Annotated in this window: 16 protein-coding genes; 7 read left to right on the top strand and 9 right to left on the bottom strand. The window is 68.9% G+C overall.

Features of this window, described 5'->3' with window-relative positions; all coding sequences use genetic code 11:
• The 3 genes from VF794_RS10900 to VF794_RS10890 all read right to left on the bottom strand — a co-directional run.
• A partial coding sequence (locus tag VF794_RS10900) for a GTP-binding protein (protein ID WP_414640897.1) occupies positions 1–328 on the bottom strand: 328 nt, incomplete at its 3' end.
• Positions 325–1470, bottom strand: a complete 1146-nt coding sequence (locus VF794_RS10895) for an anhydro-N-acetylmuramic acid kinase (protein ID WP_331109444.1) — start codon at positions 1468–1470, stop codon at positions 325–327. The genes VF794_RS10895 and VF794_RS10900, both read right to left, overlap by 4 nt.
• 103 nt (positions 1471–1573) lie before the next feature.
• Complete coding sequence (locus VF794_RS10890; protein ID WP_331109443.1) at positions 1574–2497, bottom strand: hypothetical protein; 924 nt, start codon at positions 2495–2497, stop codon at positions 1574–1576.
• A gap of 205 nt (positions 2498–2702) precedes the next feature.
• Here VF794_RS10890 and VF794_RS10885 point away from each other — a divergent pair, with 205 nt between their 5' ends.
• The gene (locus tag VF794_RS10885; RefSeq protein ID WP_331109441.1) at positions 2703–3161 is read left to right on the top strand and encodes a MarR family transcriptional regulator; all 459 of its coding nucleotides are present in this window, start codon (positions 2703–2705) and stop codon (positions 3159–3161) included.
• A 113-nt stretch (positions 3162–3274) separates the two neighbouring features.
• On the top strand, positions 3275–3682 hold the full coding sequence (locus VF794_RS10880; protein WP_331109439.1) for a DoxX family protein: 408 nt from the start codon (positions 3275–3277) through the stop codon (positions 3680–3682).
• 46 nt (positions 3683–3728) lie between these two features.
• Here the strand turns inward: VF794_RS10880 and VF794_RS10875 are convergent, their stop codons facing one another.
• The 5 genes from VF794_RS10875 to VF794_RS10855 form a co-directional block, all read right to left on the bottom strand.
• Positions 3729–5048 carry an amidohydrolase gene (locus VF794_RS10875; protein WP_331109438.1) on the bottom strand — a complete coding sequence of 440 codons (1320 nt, stop codon included), beginning with the start codon at positions 5046–5048 and terminating at the stop codon, positions 3729–3731.
• A gap of 95 nt (positions 5049–5143) precedes the next feature.
• Positions 5144–6013: an N-acetylmuramic acid 6-phosphate etherase gene (murQ, locus tag VF794_RS10870; protein ID WP_331109437.1), complete on the bottom strand. Its 870-nt coding sequence runs from the start codon at positions 6011–6013 to the stop codon at positions 5144–5146.
• Between the two features lie 68 nt (positions 6014–6081).
• A complete protein-coding gene (rpmB, locus tag VF794_RS10865) occupies positions 6082–6273 on the bottom strand; it encodes a 50S ribosomal protein L28 (RefSeq protein ID WP_331109435.1) in 192 nt (63 codons plus the stop codon).
• A gap of 99 nt (positions 6274–6372) precedes the next feature.
• Positions 6373–7893: an NAD(P)-binding protein gene (locus VF794_RS10860; protein ID WP_331109433.1), complete on the bottom strand. Its 1521-nt coding sequence runs from the start codon at positions 7891–7893 to the stop codon at positions 6373–6375.
• A 114-nt stretch (positions 7894–8007) separates the two neighbouring features.
• On the bottom strand, positions 8008–8769 hold the full coding sequence (locus VF794_RS10855; protein ID WP_331109431.1) for an arginyltransferase: 762 nt from the start codon (positions 8767–8769) through the stop codon (positions 8008–8010).
• Between the two features lie 202 nt (positions 8770–8971).
• On the opposite strand from VF794_RS10855, the gene VF794_RS10850 reads away from it, so the two are divergent.
• From VF794_RS10850 to VF794_RS10840, 3 genes are read left to right on the top strand one after another with little or no spacing between them, the layout of a single operon-like run.
• Positions 8972–9574 carry a helix-turn-helix domain-containing protein gene (locus tag VF794_RS10850; RefSeq protein WP_331109429.1) on the top strand — a complete coding sequence of 201 codons (603 nt, stop codon included), beginning with the start codon at positions 8972–8974 and terminating at the stop codon, positions 9572–9574.
• A gap of 44 nt (positions 9575–9618) precedes the next feature.
• Positions 9619–10839, top strand: a complete 1221-nt coding sequence (locus tag VF794_RS10845; RefSeq protein WP_331109427.1) for a cytochrome P450 — start codon at positions 9619–9621, stop codon at positions 10837–10839.
• Positions 10840–10864: 25 nt separating this feature from the next.
• Positions 10865–12076: a cytochrome P450 gene (locus tag VF794_RS10840; protein WP_331109426.1), complete on the top strand. Its 1212-nt coding sequence runs from the start codon at positions 10865–10867 to the stop codon at positions 12074–12076.
• A gap of 52 nt (positions 12077–12128) precedes the next feature.
• Here VF794_RS10840 and VF794_RS10835 read toward each other — a convergent pair whose 3' ends face one another.
• On the bottom strand, positions 12129–13592 hold the full coding sequence (locus VF794_RS10835) for an FAD-dependent monooxygenase (protein ID WP_331109424.1): 1464 nt from the start codon (positions 13590–13592) through the stop codon (positions 12129–12131).
• A 76-nt stretch (positions 13593–13668) separates the two neighbouring features.
• On the opposite strand from VF794_RS10835, the gene VF794_RS10830 reads away from it, so the two are divergent.
• Together VF794_RS10830 and VF794_RS10825 are read left to right on the top strand one after the other, a co-directional pair.
• Positions 13669–14121, top strand: coding sequence for a hypothetical protein (locus tag VF794_RS10830; protein WP_331109422.1), 453 nt, complete (start codon positions 13669–13671; stop codon positions 14119–14121).
• The gene (locus tag VF794_RS10825; protein ID WP_331109420.1) at positions 14118–14732 is read left to right on the top strand and encodes a hypothetical protein; all 615 of its coding nucleotides are present in this window, start codon (positions 14118–14120) and stop codon (positions 14730–14732) included. Before VF794_RS10830 ends, VF794_RS10825 begins: the two co-directional genes overlap by 4 nt.
• The last annotated feature ends 67 nt before the right edge of the window (positions 14733–14799 follow it).

Genomic DNA, 14799 nt, shown 5'->3' with positions numbered 1-14799 from the left:
TCATCTCCGGCTGCGAGTCGGCGACGAACACCACGCCATCGGCGCCCTGGAGCACCAGCTTGCGGGTGGCGTTGTAGAAGACCTGACCGGGCACCGTGTACAGCGCGAGCCGTACGGTGCAGTCGTTCACCCGCTCGACCTTGACGGGGAGGAAGTCGAAGAAGAGGGTGCGGTCCCCCTCGGTGGCGATGGACATCATCTCGCCCCGGTGCGCGGGACGCACGGTCTCATAGACTTTGCGCAGGGACGTCGTCTTGCCGGACAGGCCCGGCCCGTAGAAGACGATCTTCACCGCCACTTCGCGGGCTACCAGATTTACGCTGCTCACGGTGTCAGCTTACCTAGAACGACTCGCCTTCTGGCGCCAGTAGCCGACGGTACATTCGCGGGGGTACCCGAGAGGTGCTCGTTGGCCAGGAGCGCGAAGCACACGGCCTCCTTGGCGCCCTCGGGCAGGCCCAGCACGTCCAGGGAACGGACGGGGAGGGGGGCGAGCCTGGCCGTGAGGCGCTCCATGAGCACCGGGTTGCGGGTGCCGCCGCCGGACACGTACACCGCCTCCAGGGCGAAGCGGGGCAGGAGCCAGGTCTCGTAGGCACGGGCGGTGGCCTCCACCGTGAAGGCCACCGCCGTGGTCATCAAATCGTAGGGGCGCGAGCCGCCGTGGCGCTCCCACAGCCGGGCCACCAGGGCGTCGCCGAAGCCCTCGCGGCCAGCGCTGCGGGGTGGGGGGAGGGTCAGGAAGGGGTGGGCGAGCAGCTCCTCCAGGAGCTCCGGGATGACGTGGCCCTGGCGGGAGAGGCGCCCATCCAGGTCGCACTGGAGCTGGCCCTGGGAGAGCAGCCGGGCCAACCCATCCATCACCATGTTGCCGGGCCCGGTGTCGAAGGCGACGGTGTCCTCCAGCCGGTCGCTCACCACGCTCACGTTGCCAATGCCGCCGAGGTTCTGGAGCGCCCGGGCCACACCCGGCTTCCGGAAGAGGGCCCAGTCCAGGTAGGGCACCAGCGGGGCGCCCTGGCCTCCCGCGGCCACGTCCCGGGTGCGGAAATCACTCACCACGGGGATGCCGGTGCGCTCGGCGATGACGGAGGGCTCGCCGAGCTGGAGCGTGGAGGGCGTCTCCGAGAGGCTCGCCGGCAGGTGGGCCACCGTCTGCCCGTGCGAGCCGATGACGTCCACGTCCTCGGGCCGGTGGCCGGCGCGGGAGATGACCTCGAGGGCGGCCTCGGCGAAGCGTTCACCCAGGGCGAAGTTGAGCTCGCACAGGGCCCGGGCGTCATTGGCGGCGAGCACCCGCCGGGTGAACTCGGGGGTGAAGGGCTGGGAGACGTGGGCCAGGAGAGAGATGCGGACCTCGGGGCCGGTGCCCTCGATGCGGCACAGCACCGCCTCCACCGCGTCCACACTGGTGCCCGACAGCAGTCCGACGCACAGGCGCGGGGGCGGGGAGGGTGGAGGTGAGTCCATGGTCACAAGTGTAAGGGCAGGGACCCACGGATGCCGCCCCATGTGTTGAAGGGAGGGCCGGGAGTCATCCCATTCTCAACCGTTGCCGGGGCAGCGGGGCGCCTCAGCCAGCCCCGGTCCATCCACACTCACGTGGTTCGCGAAGGCAGCCATCGATGGGCACGGGCCTGGCGCGGTCACGGAGGGTTGGAGGTTCTTGTTGGACTCCTGGGAGGAGCCTCCCGGGGGCGGCTTCCGCGAGGTGCGACAGGGGAATGGCCGCGAGGGCTGGATGTGAGGGGAGCCCCGAAGCCATCAGGGGAGGCCGATCGCCCGGCGGGCGAGGACTCTGGATGTCCTCGGGCGGCGGGAGGGGGGAGCGCGTACCGCCACCAGCGGCGGCGACGAGCTCGGGATGTCGAAGGGGGCGCCAGGTGACGCGGGTGACGGCGACCACGGAGCGATGGATGCTCCGGGTGGCGAAGACGGCTCTGCCGCGCACCTTGGCTTCGCTCAGGACGATCCGCTCGGAGGTCGAGCCGTCCGGACGCGTGACGCTGTCCACGCCAGAAACCCGGGAAGGATGGCTGGAGGAGGGCGACGGGTGGAGGCCACAGCCACTCAGCCGATTGTCCTCGAGCGTGGCCGTGCCCCAGCTCACGCGGAGGCAGTCCTTGGCGAGGGCGCTCACCGAGGTGTTCCGCACCACCGCGCTCATGTCCAGCGAGATGCCCTGCGAGGCCTGGGTGAGGATGGCTCCGTCGATCACCGTGCCGCGGCCGCCACGTACCCGGAGGCCGTACCAGGAGCCGCGCTCCCCCTGGGAGGTGAACTCCACCGGGCGCTGCTCGGTGCCCTTCACCACCAGGGTCCCATCGATGATCAGCTCCACGCGCTGGGGATCCACCCCGGCCCGCAGCGCGTCCTGGGAGGCGGCGATGACCTGGACGCCGGGCTCGATCGTGAGCCGGGTGCCCCAGGCCACGGTGACGTCGCCCTTGAGGACATAGGGACTGCCGCGCCTCGTCCAGACGGTCGAGGAGGACAACGTCCCCCTCACGTCCGTCGCGGACGCCAGGGTGGGGAGAAGCAGGGTGAGAGCGAGAAGCGTGAAGCGCCGCATGACGGAGGGGATGGTACCGCCGTGCCTTTGGTGAAGCCCGCGACAGGGGGTTACAGTCCTTCTGACGAGCCGTGGGAGTGACCGGGCAGGGGAGCGGTCACTCCAGGTACGAACCTTTGGGGCCTGAAGAATGCCGACCCACTACAAGGGCAGCGCGCGGGAGGTGCGGGCGCTCGACACCTTCATCAAGCTGAACCGGGCGATGGAGACGCTGAGCACCCAGCTCCAGAAGCACCTCGTGGGCCACGAGCTGACCCTGCCGCAGCTCTCGGTGCTGGAGGCCCTGCTGCACCTGGGGCCCATGAGCCAGGTCGAGCTGGGCCGCAAGCTGCTGCGCAGCAACCCCAACATGACGGCGCTGCTGGACACGCTGGAGCGCCATGAGTGGATTCAGCGGACGCGCAGCGCGGAGGACCGCCGGGTGATGGTGGTGAGCCTCTCCAGCGAGGGCCAGCGCGTCATCGAGAAGCTGTTTCCGGCCCATGTCACCCGCATCACCGAGTTGATGGGCGCGCTCTCCTCCGAGGAGCAGCAGATGCTGGGGCTGCTCTGCAAGAAGCTGGGGCTGTCGCTGGCCCGCGGGGACTGAGCCCGCCCCGCAACGGAGTTTCTTCTCGCGCATTTACTTCCAGCACGAAGTATTCTGGACCCGTATTTTAATTCCAACACGAATGATTCGTGTCTGAAGCAGTGGAGGCAGTCATGTCGAAGGCGAAGACGGTGGGGCTGTGGATTCTGACGGTGGCGCTCGGGCTCATGTTCCTGGGGGCGGGAGGCACCAAGCTGGCGGCGATGTCGCCGAACCCGGAGAACTTCGCGGCCATGGGCCTGCCGCTGTGGTTCATGTACTGCACCGGTGCCATCGAGGTGACCGCGGCGTTGCTGGTGTTCGTGCCGCGCACGGCGACGCTGGGGGCGGGCCTGGTTTTCTGCACCATGGTGGGGGCCCTGCTGGTGCTCCTGAAGATCGGGGACACCGCGCACCTCGCCAATCCCATCCTCCCGCTGGTGCTCTCGGTGGCCGTCGGTCTCGCGCGCCGTCGCGACCTGCTGGCGCCGTTCAACCGCTTCTTCGTCCAGGGCGAGACGGTGCCGCAGGTCCAGGTCTGAGAGCCGGGAGCCGGTGGTCGGCTCCCGAAGCCCGCCGCTGGGGGGGTCAAGGCTTGCCGAGCAACTCCAGGGCGGAGGTGGTCAGGGTGGTGACGCCGGTGCGCAGGGTCCGCTCCCGGTCCGGGGCGAAGAGCCCCGAGTGCAGGGAGGGGAGCGTCTCACCCGCCGCCTTGGCCTCGGCATGGCGCTTGGGCTCGACGGTGCCCAGCCAGAGCATCACCGCGGGGACTCCGGCGCGGCCGTACTCGGAGAAGTCCTCCCCGCCCATGACGGGCTGGGCCTCGCGGATGTTCTCCGCGCCGAGCGTTCGCGAGACGGCGCCGATCAGCCGCTGGGTGAGTTCCGGGTCGTTGTAGGTGGCGGGGGTGCCCTCGGTGAGGGAGATGTCGGGCTTGCGGGGAGACCCGGCCGCCACGGCCTCGGCGTTCACCACGCGCTCGATGGCCGCGAGCAGCTGCTTGCGGACCTCGGGCTTGTAGGAGCGCAGGGTGAGCTGGAGCTTCACCTCGTCGGGGATGATGTTGTGCTTGGTGCCACCGTGGATGGAACCCACGGTGAGCACGGCGGGCTCGAGCGGGGACTTCTCGCGGCTCACGATGGTCTGGAGCGACAGGATGGTGCGGGCCGCGAGGACGATGGGGTCCACGGTGGTGTGCGGGTAGGCACCGTGCCCGCCCTTGCCGTAGAGGGTGATGTCGAGCGAGTCCACGTTCGCCAGGGCATAACCGGACACGTACTCGACGGAGCCCGCGACCGCGGAGGCGCTGTTGTGGAGGGCGATGGCGAAGTCCGGCTTGGGGAAGCGCGAGTAGAGGCCATCCGCGAGCATCCGCCGGGCCCCGTTGCCCTTCTCCTCGGCGGGCTGACCGACCATCACCAGCGTGCCGCGCCAGCGCTCCTTCGCCCGTGCCAGGAGGGTGGCGGTGCCGAGCCACGTCGTCATGTGCACGTCATGGCCGCAGGCATGCATCACCCGGACGCTCTGGCCGGAGTCGTCCTTGGCCGTCACCTGGCTGGCGTAGGGCAGCCCGGTCTTCTCCTCCACCGGCAGGGCATCCAGGTCGGTGCGCAGCATGACGGTGGGGCCCTTGCCATTGCGCAGGACGGCCACCACGCCATGACCGCCGACCTTCTGGGTCACCTCGAAGCCGGCCTTGCGCAGGCGCTCGGCGAGCTTCGCCGCGGTCTTCTCTTCCTGGAGGGACAGCTCCGGGTTCCGGTGCAGGTCCCGATAGAGGGCATCCAGCTCGGGGTAGAGCCCGTCCAGGCCCTTGAGGACGGGAGAGGGGGCCTCCGCCGCATGCGCGCCTCCGGCTGTCCAGGCGGTCGCGATGAAGAGGAGGGCGAGAAGGGGGAGTGATTTCACCGTGCTGGCTCCGAGTCAGGTGAGGGGGGCCGAATACAGCACGGGGACATCCTCCCTGCACACTCCCGCGCGACAGGTGCGGGGGCCGGGAAGAGTCACGGCTTGTTTCTCTTGGGGGTGACCAGGGTTCTCAGGGTGGCGTTCTTCAGGCGGCTTTTGGCTTCCTTCACCCCCAGCCCCGTGAAGTGCATCGCCAGCGCGATCTTCACCTCGCCCCCGGCCTCCTCCAGCAGGCGCTTCGCCACCGCCGGGGTCAGGTCCGTCAGCTCCGCCACCATTCGCGCCGCCCGCTCCCGCAGCTTCGCGTTCGTGGGCCGCACGTCCACCATCCGTCCCCGGTACACCTTCCCCAGGCTCACGAAGGCCGTCGTCGTCAGGGCGTTCAGGATCAGCTTCGTCGCCGTCCCCGCCTTCAGCCGCGTGCTCCCCGCCACCAGCTCCGGCCCCGTCTCGGCCAGCAGCACATGGTCCACCTTCAGTCGGGGGCCGGGCGGGTTGCAGCACACCAGCGCCGTGCGCGCCCCTCGCCGACGGGCCTCCTCCAGCGCTCCCAGCACGAAGGGGGTTCGCGCGCTGGCGGAGATGCCGCACACCACGTCGTCGGGCCCCGCACGCAGTCGGGCCACGGACGCCGCACCGGCCTCGGCGTCGTCCTCGGCGCCTTCCACCGCGTGCGTCATCGCCCGGCGTCCGCCGGCGATCACCGCTTGCACCTGCTTGGGGGAGGCTCCGAACGTTGGAGGGCACTCACTCGCGTCGAGCACCCCGAGGCGCCCGCTCGTGCCGGCTCCCACGTAGAGCAACCGTCCCCCCGCACGCAGGGCCTCCGCCACGGACCGCGCCGCTCGCGCTACTTCAGCGAGCGCGGGGCGGACCGCACGGACGGCCACCACATCTTCCTGGTGGAGACGGTGGACGACCTCTTCCGTCGAGACGAGATCCAGGTCATCCGAACGACGATTCAACCGCTCGGTGGGCGGGAGCGCGTTCCATTTCGAGCGCGACCTTCCCACCCGCGAGCCCACCGGCCTTCTCAGGCCGCCTTGGTGACCTTGCCAGCCTTGATGCAGCGGGTGCAGGCCAGCACGCGCTCGGTACGACCCTCGACGGAGGCCCGGATCTTCTGGAGATTCGGGAGCGTCCGCTTCTTGGTCTTGTTGTTCGCGTGGCTGACGTTGTTACCCACCAGCGGCCTCTTCCCGCAGACGTCACACTTCCAGGCCATGACTGCAACTCCTTGAAATCAGGGGCGAAATGCCGACACGCCCAAAATGAGCGGCGGAACCTACCCAGAAACCACCTGAAAATCCAGTCTGATCCGGCCTCAGCGCTTGAGGACGGCCTTCTTCTTCAACATCTCCTGCACCAACCGCGTCGCCCGCATGCCGGCGAGGAATTCCCCCTCGAGCCCCAGGCCCGGCAGCACCTCCCGCCCGGCCAGCAGCACGTTCTTCGTGGGGGTGTGCTGTTTCAACCCCGTGACACCCAGCACCGCTTCCGAGTCGAAGGTGTAGTGTGGGTGGGGCATGAGCCGGCTGCCGCGCACCGCCCCGGCGTCCAGGTAGGGAGCCGAGCGCAGCAGGCGCTTGTCCTTCGTGAAGGGCATCAGCGCCTCCAGGTGACCGTCGATGCGCATGGCCAGCGACTGGAGGTAGCCCTCGCCCAGGTCCCTCACGCTCGAGGCCACGAAGCCTCCGGCGCACACCACCCGCAGCGAGGGGTCCTCCTTGCCATCGGGCGTCCGCGCGGGGTGGAGCTGGATCAGCAGCGGCCCCAGCTCGACGTCCTGGGTGTCCAGCAGCAGCAGCTCGCCCAGGCCTCGCGGGAGCACCGCCTCGGGCAGCACCCAGTTCACCGTGAAGAGGAAGGACTTGATGGTGGACAGGTCCAGCTGCTCGCTCAAGGCGCGGTGCTTCTTGCGGTCCGTGATGAGTCGGCGCAGCGCCCCCGCGTCCGTGGCGGACACCAGGCAGGAGCTCCGGTACAGCGTGTCCGAGCGCAGCAGCTTCACCGCCGAGTAGCGGCCTCCCTCGAAGTGCAGCTCCTCCACCACGTAGGTGTCCGTGTTCTCGGGGCTGAGCAGGTCACCCCCCAGCTCGGTGAGCCGCTCGAAGAGGAGCTGCCGCAGGCCGTCGCGGCCGCCCGGGTAGCGCCAGGGCGTCTGGAGGGCCTGGGACAGCGGGCGCGTGCGCGCCAGGGCCGAGGTGGGCTGATCCAGGTGGTTGACGAAGGGCAGCAGTCCCCGCAGCAGCTTGGAGGTCTCGTCCTCTCCCACCAGCTTCGGCTCGGTCTCCAGCCCCGGGTGCTGCCGCATGCGCTTGTTGAGGTTCCACCGCTCCAGGATGCCGTCCGGCGGCAGCGGCGGGCCCTCCTTGAAGAAGGCGTCGGACGGCTCGTGCTGCGTGCCCGTGGCGGTGAGGTCCGCCAGCAGGCTCTCGCCCGGGGCGCCCAGCTCGCGCGTGAGCTCGGCGCGCCGGCGGGCCGCGTCGGTGTGCAGGTCCATCCGGTGCCGGGGCAGCACGAGCTGGAGCTCGGGCACGTGGGGCTGCTGGTTGCGCTGGATCGTCGTGGTGATGCCCAGCTCGGCGAAGGCCTCCTCCACCGCGGGCATCGTCTTGAGGGCCGGGGCGACGAAGGGCGCGTAGGGCAGCACAAAGCCGTCGTGCTCGTAGCCCGGCCCCGTGCCGTCGTGCTCCACCAGGAGTACGCTGTAGCCCCGCTTGGCGAGCAACGCCGCGGCGAGCGCTCCGCCCAGCTGGCTCCCCAGGACGATCACGTCATAGACGTGCCTGGACGGGGCCGTGGCGGAAGGGAGCGGCTTGGATTTGGCGACTGGCGTCTGCATTGCGCCGCGCAGACTACACACGTTGCCGTGGGCCCGGCATAAAAAGGGCCACCCAGGAGCGCCATGGCCGGGGGTCTTCGATCGCTGAGACCGGAGAGCGCCGCCCGGTAGGCCCTACGGCTCCGGCTCTCTGGAGGGCTCCGCGGGACGCCAGCGCGGGGACTCCTCGGGGTCGGGGCGGCCCTCGAGCAGCTCATGGGGGCGGAACGTTCCCTTGTAACGCAGGGACGCGCACTCCTGGACGCGGTAGCCGAGGTAGACGTGGGGAAGGCCCCGCGCCCGCGCGAGCTCCACCTGGAACACCACGTTGGCCGAGCCCGGCGAGTAGCGCGCGTAGGCCGGGTCGTAGAAGAAGTAGACGGCGCTCCAGGCCTGGGGCGTCTCGTCGCAGATGCCCAGGCCCACCAGCCGGGAGCCGCCCTCGGCGCTGTCGTCGTAGTAGGCGACCTCGCGCGCGGACGGGTGGGGGAAGGCGAACTGGAGGAAGTAGTCGCGCATGCCCAGCGGCGAGGCGTCCCACTCGCGTGACTGCTCCCGCTCGGCGTGCCAGGCGCGGTAGAGCGACAGCCGCGCCGCGTCCACCCGGGGGGGGCCCACCTCCACGCGGAAGTGGGCGCACGCGGCGCGGGCCCGGCGCTGGCTGCGGTTGGGGCGGAAGGTGTCCGTGGGCAGGCGCAGCGAGACGCACTGGTTGCAGCTCTGGCACGCGGGCCGGAAGTACAGCGGGCCGAAGCGGCGCCACCCGCGCACGAGCATCCGCTCGTACTCCTCGGACGTGACGTCCTGCATCACCACCTGCTCCAACGAGGAGAGCTGGTCGGGCAGGTAGTTGCAGGGGCTGGGCTGCTCGATCGTGTGTCCCAGGATGGTGGCCATGGCAGTGCCTTCGTTCCTGGGGGACGGCGGCTTTTCCGTCAAGCGGATGTGACGGCGTGGATGGAGGCCAGGGGCACTGGCGGGCAGGCGTCGGGGTCACTTCGGTTCGTTCCAGTTTGACCTGGATATTCATGGAGGCATATCGTCATTCAACCAAATGAATCCGCGTTCAACATCTCGAAGCAAGCCTCAATCGATGCGGATGCGGATGAAGGAGGAGGCCCGGGCCGCCATCCTCGATGCGGCGGAGCAGGTGCTCGCCGAGCAGGGCCTGCACGCCGCGCGCATGGACGACATCGCCGCGCGCGTCGGGGTCTCGGTCGGGACGCTCTACAACTACTTCGAGGACCGGCAGCAGCTCCTGGAGGCCCTGCGCGACGTGCGCGGGCGCGAGCTGCTGGCCCTGCTCGACGCGGAGCTGGAGCGCAGCCAGCCGTCTCCCTACCGGGCGCGGCTGCACGGGTTCCTCCGCTGCATCCTGGAGCACTCCCGGACGCACTTCCGGCTGTTCTCCCTCCTGCTGGAGGACTCGCTGCGCAGCGGCGCCTCCCGGGAAGGGGACCTGGACCGTCATCTGGAGATGTGGCGTGAAGTCTCCCGCCGCCTCGAGCACCTTGGCCAGCAGGGCGTGAAGGAAGGCGCCTTGAGGCACGAGGACGCCAGCCACTACCCGGCGATGTTGCTGGACCTCATGCAGGGCCTCGTCCTGCGCCAGCTCATCGCGAAGCAGCCCGCCCCGGCCGACGAGCTCATCGCGCCGCTGCTTCGGTGCTTCCTGGACGGCGCCGCCCCCCGCTCCGGCTGAGCCCCACCTTTCGCCCCTGTCGTCCACCCCCCAAGGAGCAGCACATGAGCCTGCTGGACCACTTCGACTTCTTCCACCCCGACGTCATCAACAACCCCTACCCGTACTTCGCCGAGCTGCGCGAGAAGGCCCCCCTCTTCTGGATGAAGAGCCTCCAGGTCCACGTCCTCAGCCGCTACGAGGACGTGGCGTACGTCCTGAAGAACCCCGTCCTGTTCTCGTCCGTCGACATCCGTGTCAACGGCATGCGGCGCGAGGATCGGTCCCAGCTCACCGAGTTCAACTCGGTGTCCAACCTCGTCTCCTCGGATCCGCCCATCCACACGCGGCTGCGCGGCCTGGTGAGCCGCGCCTTCATCCCCAAGCGCATCTCCGAGATGGAGCCCCGCGTGCGCGAGCTGTCCCAGGGGCTCGTCGCGGAGATGGCCGCCCAGGACGAGTTCGACTTCATGGACGGGCTGGCCTCGCCCCTGCCCGTCACCATCATCGCGGAGATGCTCGGCATCGAGGTCTCGCGGCGCCGCGACTTCAAGCGCTGGAGCGACTCGCTCATCTCCTCCACTTCCGAGTCCCTGCGGAGCGGGAAGGTGTCGGAGGAAGCCGTCCGCAACGGCCAGGAGATGTCCGCCTACATGACGGAGATCGCCGAGAGGCGCCGCCGCGAGCCCCGGGGCGACCTCATCTCCCTGCTCGTGCAGGGCGGCGAGGGCGCGGAGGCCCTGAGTCCCCAGGAGGTGAATTCCTTCGCCATCCTGCTGTTGCTCGCCGGCAACGAGACGACCACCAACCTGCTCGGCAACTCCCTGATCGCCCTCATCCGGAACCCGGAGCAGTATGAGTGGCTGCGGCGTGATCCCTCGCTCAAGGCCTGCGCCGCCGTGGCCGAGGAGACCCTGCGCTACGACTCGCCCGTGCTGGGGCTGATGCGCCGGGCCACCCAGGACGTGGAGCTGAGCGGCGGGAAGATTCCCGCGGAGTCGACGGTGATGGTGATGATGGCCTCCGCCAACCATGACCCGCGCAAGTTCCCCAACCCGGAGCGCTTCGACCCGCGGCGCGATACGAATGGGATGCTCTCGTTCGGCCACGGCATCCACTTCTGCCTGGGAGCCCCGCTGTCGCGGCTGGAGGCCCCGGTGGCGCTCCAGGAGTTGATGGCGCGCGCCCCGCGGCTGGGCTTCGCGCCCCGCCAGCCCGAGCGCATCGACTACGGTGGCTCGTTCATCCTGCGCGGGCCCCGCTCGCTCTGGCTGCGCAAGAGCTGAAGAGTTCACCCCCGGGAGAACACCCATGACCCCTGAAATCAACCTCAAGGCCCAGGCGATCCGGGCCGACCCGTACCCGACCTATGCCCGCTTGCGGAAGGAGTCGCCGGTCGTCGTCATCAAACACCCGATCTTCGGCAAGGCCTACTACCTCACGCGCTACAACGATGTCGTGAGTTCCTTCACGGACCCACGCCTCGCCAATGACCGTCGCAATGCCGTGGAGGGCAGGGATCCACTGGACCGCTGGTGGGTGCCGCGCCTGTTCAAGATCTTCCAGAAGAACATGCTCTCCAGCGACGCGCCCGATCACCGCCGCCAGAGGGATCTGGTGCACAAGGCCTTCACCCCCCGGCGGGTCGAGGAGATGAAGCAAACGGTGGAGAAGATCGTGGGCGAGCTGCTCGACGCGGCCCAGAAGAAGCAGACCGTCGACCTCATCGCCGACTTCGCGCTCCCCCTTCCCCTGACGGTCATCTCGGAGATGATGGGCGTTCCCGAGGAGGATCGGCTGACGTTCCACCAGCAGATGGGCGGCCTGCTGGACAACCTCACCGGCCCCGTAGGGTTCCTGCTCCAGACCCCCAACGCCTTCAACATGATGCGCTTCTTTCGCAAGCTCATCCGCCTGCGCCGTGAGGAGCCCCGGGATGACCTGCTCACGGCGCTCGTGCAGGCGGAGGAGCAGGGGGATCGCCTCAGCGAGGATGAGCTCATCTCCATGATCTTCCTGCTGCTGCTGGCGGGGCATGAGACCACGGTGAACCTCATCGGCAATGGGACGCTGGCGCTCCTTCAGCACCCGGAGCAGCTCCAGAAGCTGCGCGAGAATCCCGAGCTGATCGGCTCCGCGGTCGAGGAGCTACTGCGCTACGGCAACCCCGTCGACCAACCCTCGCCGCGCTTCGCCCGCGAGGACATCCACCTGGAGGGGCACGTGATTCCCCGGGGAGCCGTGGTGATGCCCCTGCTGGCCTCGGCGAACCGGGATGAAGCGATGTTCGAGAACGCGGACAAGCTCGACATCACCCGCAAGCCCAACCGCCACGTGGCCTTTGGCCTGGGAGCGCACTACTGCCTGGGGGCACCGCTGGCGAGGCTGGAGGGCACCATCGCGCTCCAGCATCTGGTGCGGCGCTTCCCTATGATGAAGCTCGCCGTGCCCGAGGAGCAGCTGCGCTGGCGCGGCTCCATCGGGCTGCGCGGGCTCAAGGCCCTGCCCCTGCGGCTCGAGTGAATCCCGCGAAGAGCGCCGTCCTGGCACGAAGGAACGCGGCGTGGGCACCGGCTCAGCCGTGATTGGGCGGCCCGAACCAGGTGGTCAGGGCGTCACGAAGGCCCTGGTCCGTGCCGTCTCCGACCCACGCGACGTGTCCGTCGGGCCGAATCAACACGGCAGTGGGAGCCGCGACCGCGCCGAGCACCGGGAGCTCCCACACACCAGCGTATCGAGCGTCGATCCGTTGAACCCGCTCCGCCCATGGAGCGATGTCGAGGGCGCCGGGCTCACCGAGATTGAGCAGTACCGGTCGGGCATCGTGCAGCAGGGTGAACACCCGCCGTGGGCCGTTGGCGGTGACCAGGTCGAGATCGGGCATGCGGCGCCCGAGCAGCGGGTGTCCCGTGCCGAGGTCGTAGTGAATGTCCAGGCCAGACATCATCGCGGCGTATCGTCTGCGCGGCTCGTCCATCTTGAGCAGCTCGGCCATGGTGTCGCCGAGAGCCTTCGTGCGGGCGTCCGGGCGGCGAAGCGCGACGGACGCCATCGTGGTGCGCAGCACGCGCGCGGCGATCGGGTGGCGCTCCGCGTGATAGGTGTCCAAGAGGCTCTCCGGGGATGTCCGGTTGACCACCTGCGCCAGCTTCCATCCCAGATTCACCGCATCCTGCACACCGATCTGGATCCCCTGTCCACCGTCCGGGGGATGCACGTGTGCGGCGTCGCCGGCCAATAGGACCCGTCGGTCGCGATAGGCCGCGGCCTGCCGGGTCATATCGGTGAACCGGGAGATCCAGATGGGACTGTGGATTCCGTAATCGGTCCCGTACACGGCGACGAGCCCCTCGCTGAGATCGCGCAGGGTGGGTTCGCTCGTGTGTCCGAGGTGCTGTTCGGTCAGCATGACCCGAACCCGCCCTCCATCCAGTTTCCCGAGGGCATGCATTCCGATGGCGTCGCGGCGGATGCCCCATTCCGGCTGCTCGGTCATCTCGACCTCGGCGATCAAGCTGCTGGTTGTCGGATCCCATCCGGGGAACTCGATGCCGGCTGCCTTGCGGATCACGCTGCGTCCTCCATCGCATCCGACGAGATACTCCGCCCGTAGCGACTCGCCGTCGGACAGCGCGACGTCGACGCCGGTGGCGTCTTGCTCGATGCCCGTCACTTCACGGCCGCGATAGAGCGGCACCGCCAGCTCGCCGACCCAGCCAGCCAGGATGCGCTCGATGTGGTTCTGCCACAGCGCGAGCCCGTGGTTGTGCCGGGTGGGAAAGTCGCTGATGTCCAACACGGTCCCGGCGAACCCCGCGACCTGGGCCACCTGTCCCTGCGAGATGAAGCGCTCGGCGATGCCGCGCTGATCGAAGACCTCGAGGGTGCGCGCGTGCAAACCGCCGGCACGCGAGCCGGCGAGGTCCTGGTTGGGGCGCCGCTCGACGATGGCGACGTCGACGCCTGCCAACGCCAACTCGCCGGCCAACATCAATCCTGTCGGCCCTGCTCCCGCGATCATCACGGCATGCTTTGTCATGGCCGACGACTCTGCGGCACGACCCGGGGGGGGCCGCAATCCCCCATGTTTACGTATAGGAAGGACAGGAGCGCTGTTGGGGGAGCGGGCGGGCGCAGAGCGGGAGGTGCAGGGGACGCCCCAGGAGGCCGCTCGGGGCCTGCTCCAGGCCATGTCCGAGGAGGAGCTGCTCGCCGAGGTGTACCGCGACAGGGTGCTCACCCTGGTGCCCCTCGGTGACAAGGGCACACTCGTCCCGGAGGCAGAGGCAGCGCTCAAGGAGAAGTACCTCCGGTGGTGCCAGCCACGCGGCGGAGGCTACTGCCTGGGCCTCTTCACGGACGGGCCCTACCTGCGCACGGATGACAGGCGCACCCTGGCGCTAGCCCTGGCCTTCGGCGGGGTGCTGGACGAGACACGGGGGGCGGTAGCACCTCCCGCGAGGCAAGAATTACGAGATCTTGTCGGGCACGGAGTCCAACTTCGCGCTTCACGGGCGACGGATGGCGAGCACCTTCTTCCGGATGATCTTCTTCCGAGGCACGCGTGACCCCCAATATCCATTACGAGAAGCGAGAGGTGGTCGGCGAGCAGCTGGAACTGCTCAAGGGCCCGTTCTACTGGCTCGGCCCCGACCTGACGCTGCGCGACTGCACCGTCATCATCAGCGCGGCCCGGCGCTCACTGAGCTTCGTTTCAGGACAGTTCATCAACTGCACCATTCAGGCGAAGGGCCAGCTAAAAACGATGCCGTGGGCGCCCATGAAGCTAAAGGGGTGCCGTTTCAAGGGCCGCTTCACGGGCAATGACTTCGGATTCCGCGAGGACTTCGACGACAGGTGGAAGGCTGGCGGGATCGAGGACTGCGACTTCTCCGAGGCGCAGCTCCATGGGTGTGCCTTCTTCAACTGCGACATGAGCACGATTCGACTGCCACGCTGGCCGTGCTTCACCTTCTTGGACCCACGCGGGCATTCGGCGGAACTAGCCCGGCACGCTTGGCCCGGTCTGGTCGGCCAAGTCACCATCAAGGTGGTCTGCGAGTCGCACAAGGGCACAGTCGCGGTGACCTGGCACGCGCCCACCGTTGCCGAGAAGCTGGACACGACTGTCGAGGAACTGCGCGCGGCTCTGGAAGGGGTGCCGGGTGTCGTGCTGTAGGGCGCGGCTCTGAGCCTGCCCCTCCCCAGCCACACCTCGCAGGGCACACCCCGACCGTGCTGGGACT

This window comes from Archangium sp., from assembly GCF_036389735.1.
Lineage (GTDB): Bacteria > Myxococcota > Myxococcia > Myxococcales > Myxococcaceae > Archangium.
Note: the sequence above shows the minus strand (reverse complement) of the source record. Positions and strands in the feature narration are given on the sequence as shown.

Excerpts from the sequence above, each read along its gene's own strand:
- VF794_RS10845 (WP_331109427.1), top strand. The coding sequence starts at position 9,619 with ATGAGCCTGCTGGACCACTTCGACTTCTTCCACCCCGACGTCATCAAC.
- VF794_RS10860 (WP_331109433.1), bottom strand. The coding sequence starts at position 7,893 with ATGCAGACGCCAGTCGCCAAATCCAAGCCGCTCCCTTCCGCCACGGCC.
- VF794_RS10835 (WP_331109424.1), bottom strand. The coding sequence starts at position 13,592 with ATGACAAAGCATGCCGTGATGATCGCGGGAGCAGGGCCGACAGGATTG.
- VF794_RS10855 (WP_331109431.1), bottom strand. The coding sequence starts at position 8,769 with ATGGCCACCATCCTGGGACACACGATCGAGCAGCCCAGCCCCTGCAAC.
- VF794_RS10850 (WP_331109429.1), top strand. The coding sequence starts at position 8,972 with ATGCGGATGAAGGAGGAGGCCCGGGCCGCCATCCTCGATGCGGCGGAG.
- rpmB (WP_331109435.1), bottom strand. The coding sequence starts at position 6,273 with ATGGCCTGGAAGTGTGACGTCTGCGGGAAGAGGCCGCTGGTGGGTAAC.
- VF794_RS10880 (WP_331109439.1), top strand. The coding sequence starts at position 3,275 with ATGTCGAAGGCGAAGACGGTGGGGCTGTGGATTCTGACGGTGGCGCTC.
- VF794_RS10895 (WP_331109444.1), bottom strand. The coding sequence starts at position 1,470 with ATGGACTCACCTCCACCCTCCCCGCCCCCGCGCCTGTGCGTCGGACTG.
- VF794_RS10885 (WP_331109441.1), top strand. The coding sequence starts at position 2,703 with ATGCCGACCCACTACAAGGGCAGCGCGCGGGAGGTGCGGGCGCTCGAC.
- VF794_RS10840 (WP_331109426.1), top strand. The coding sequence starts at position 10,865 with ATGACCCCTGAAATCAACCTCAAGGCCCAGGCGATCCGGGCCGACCCG.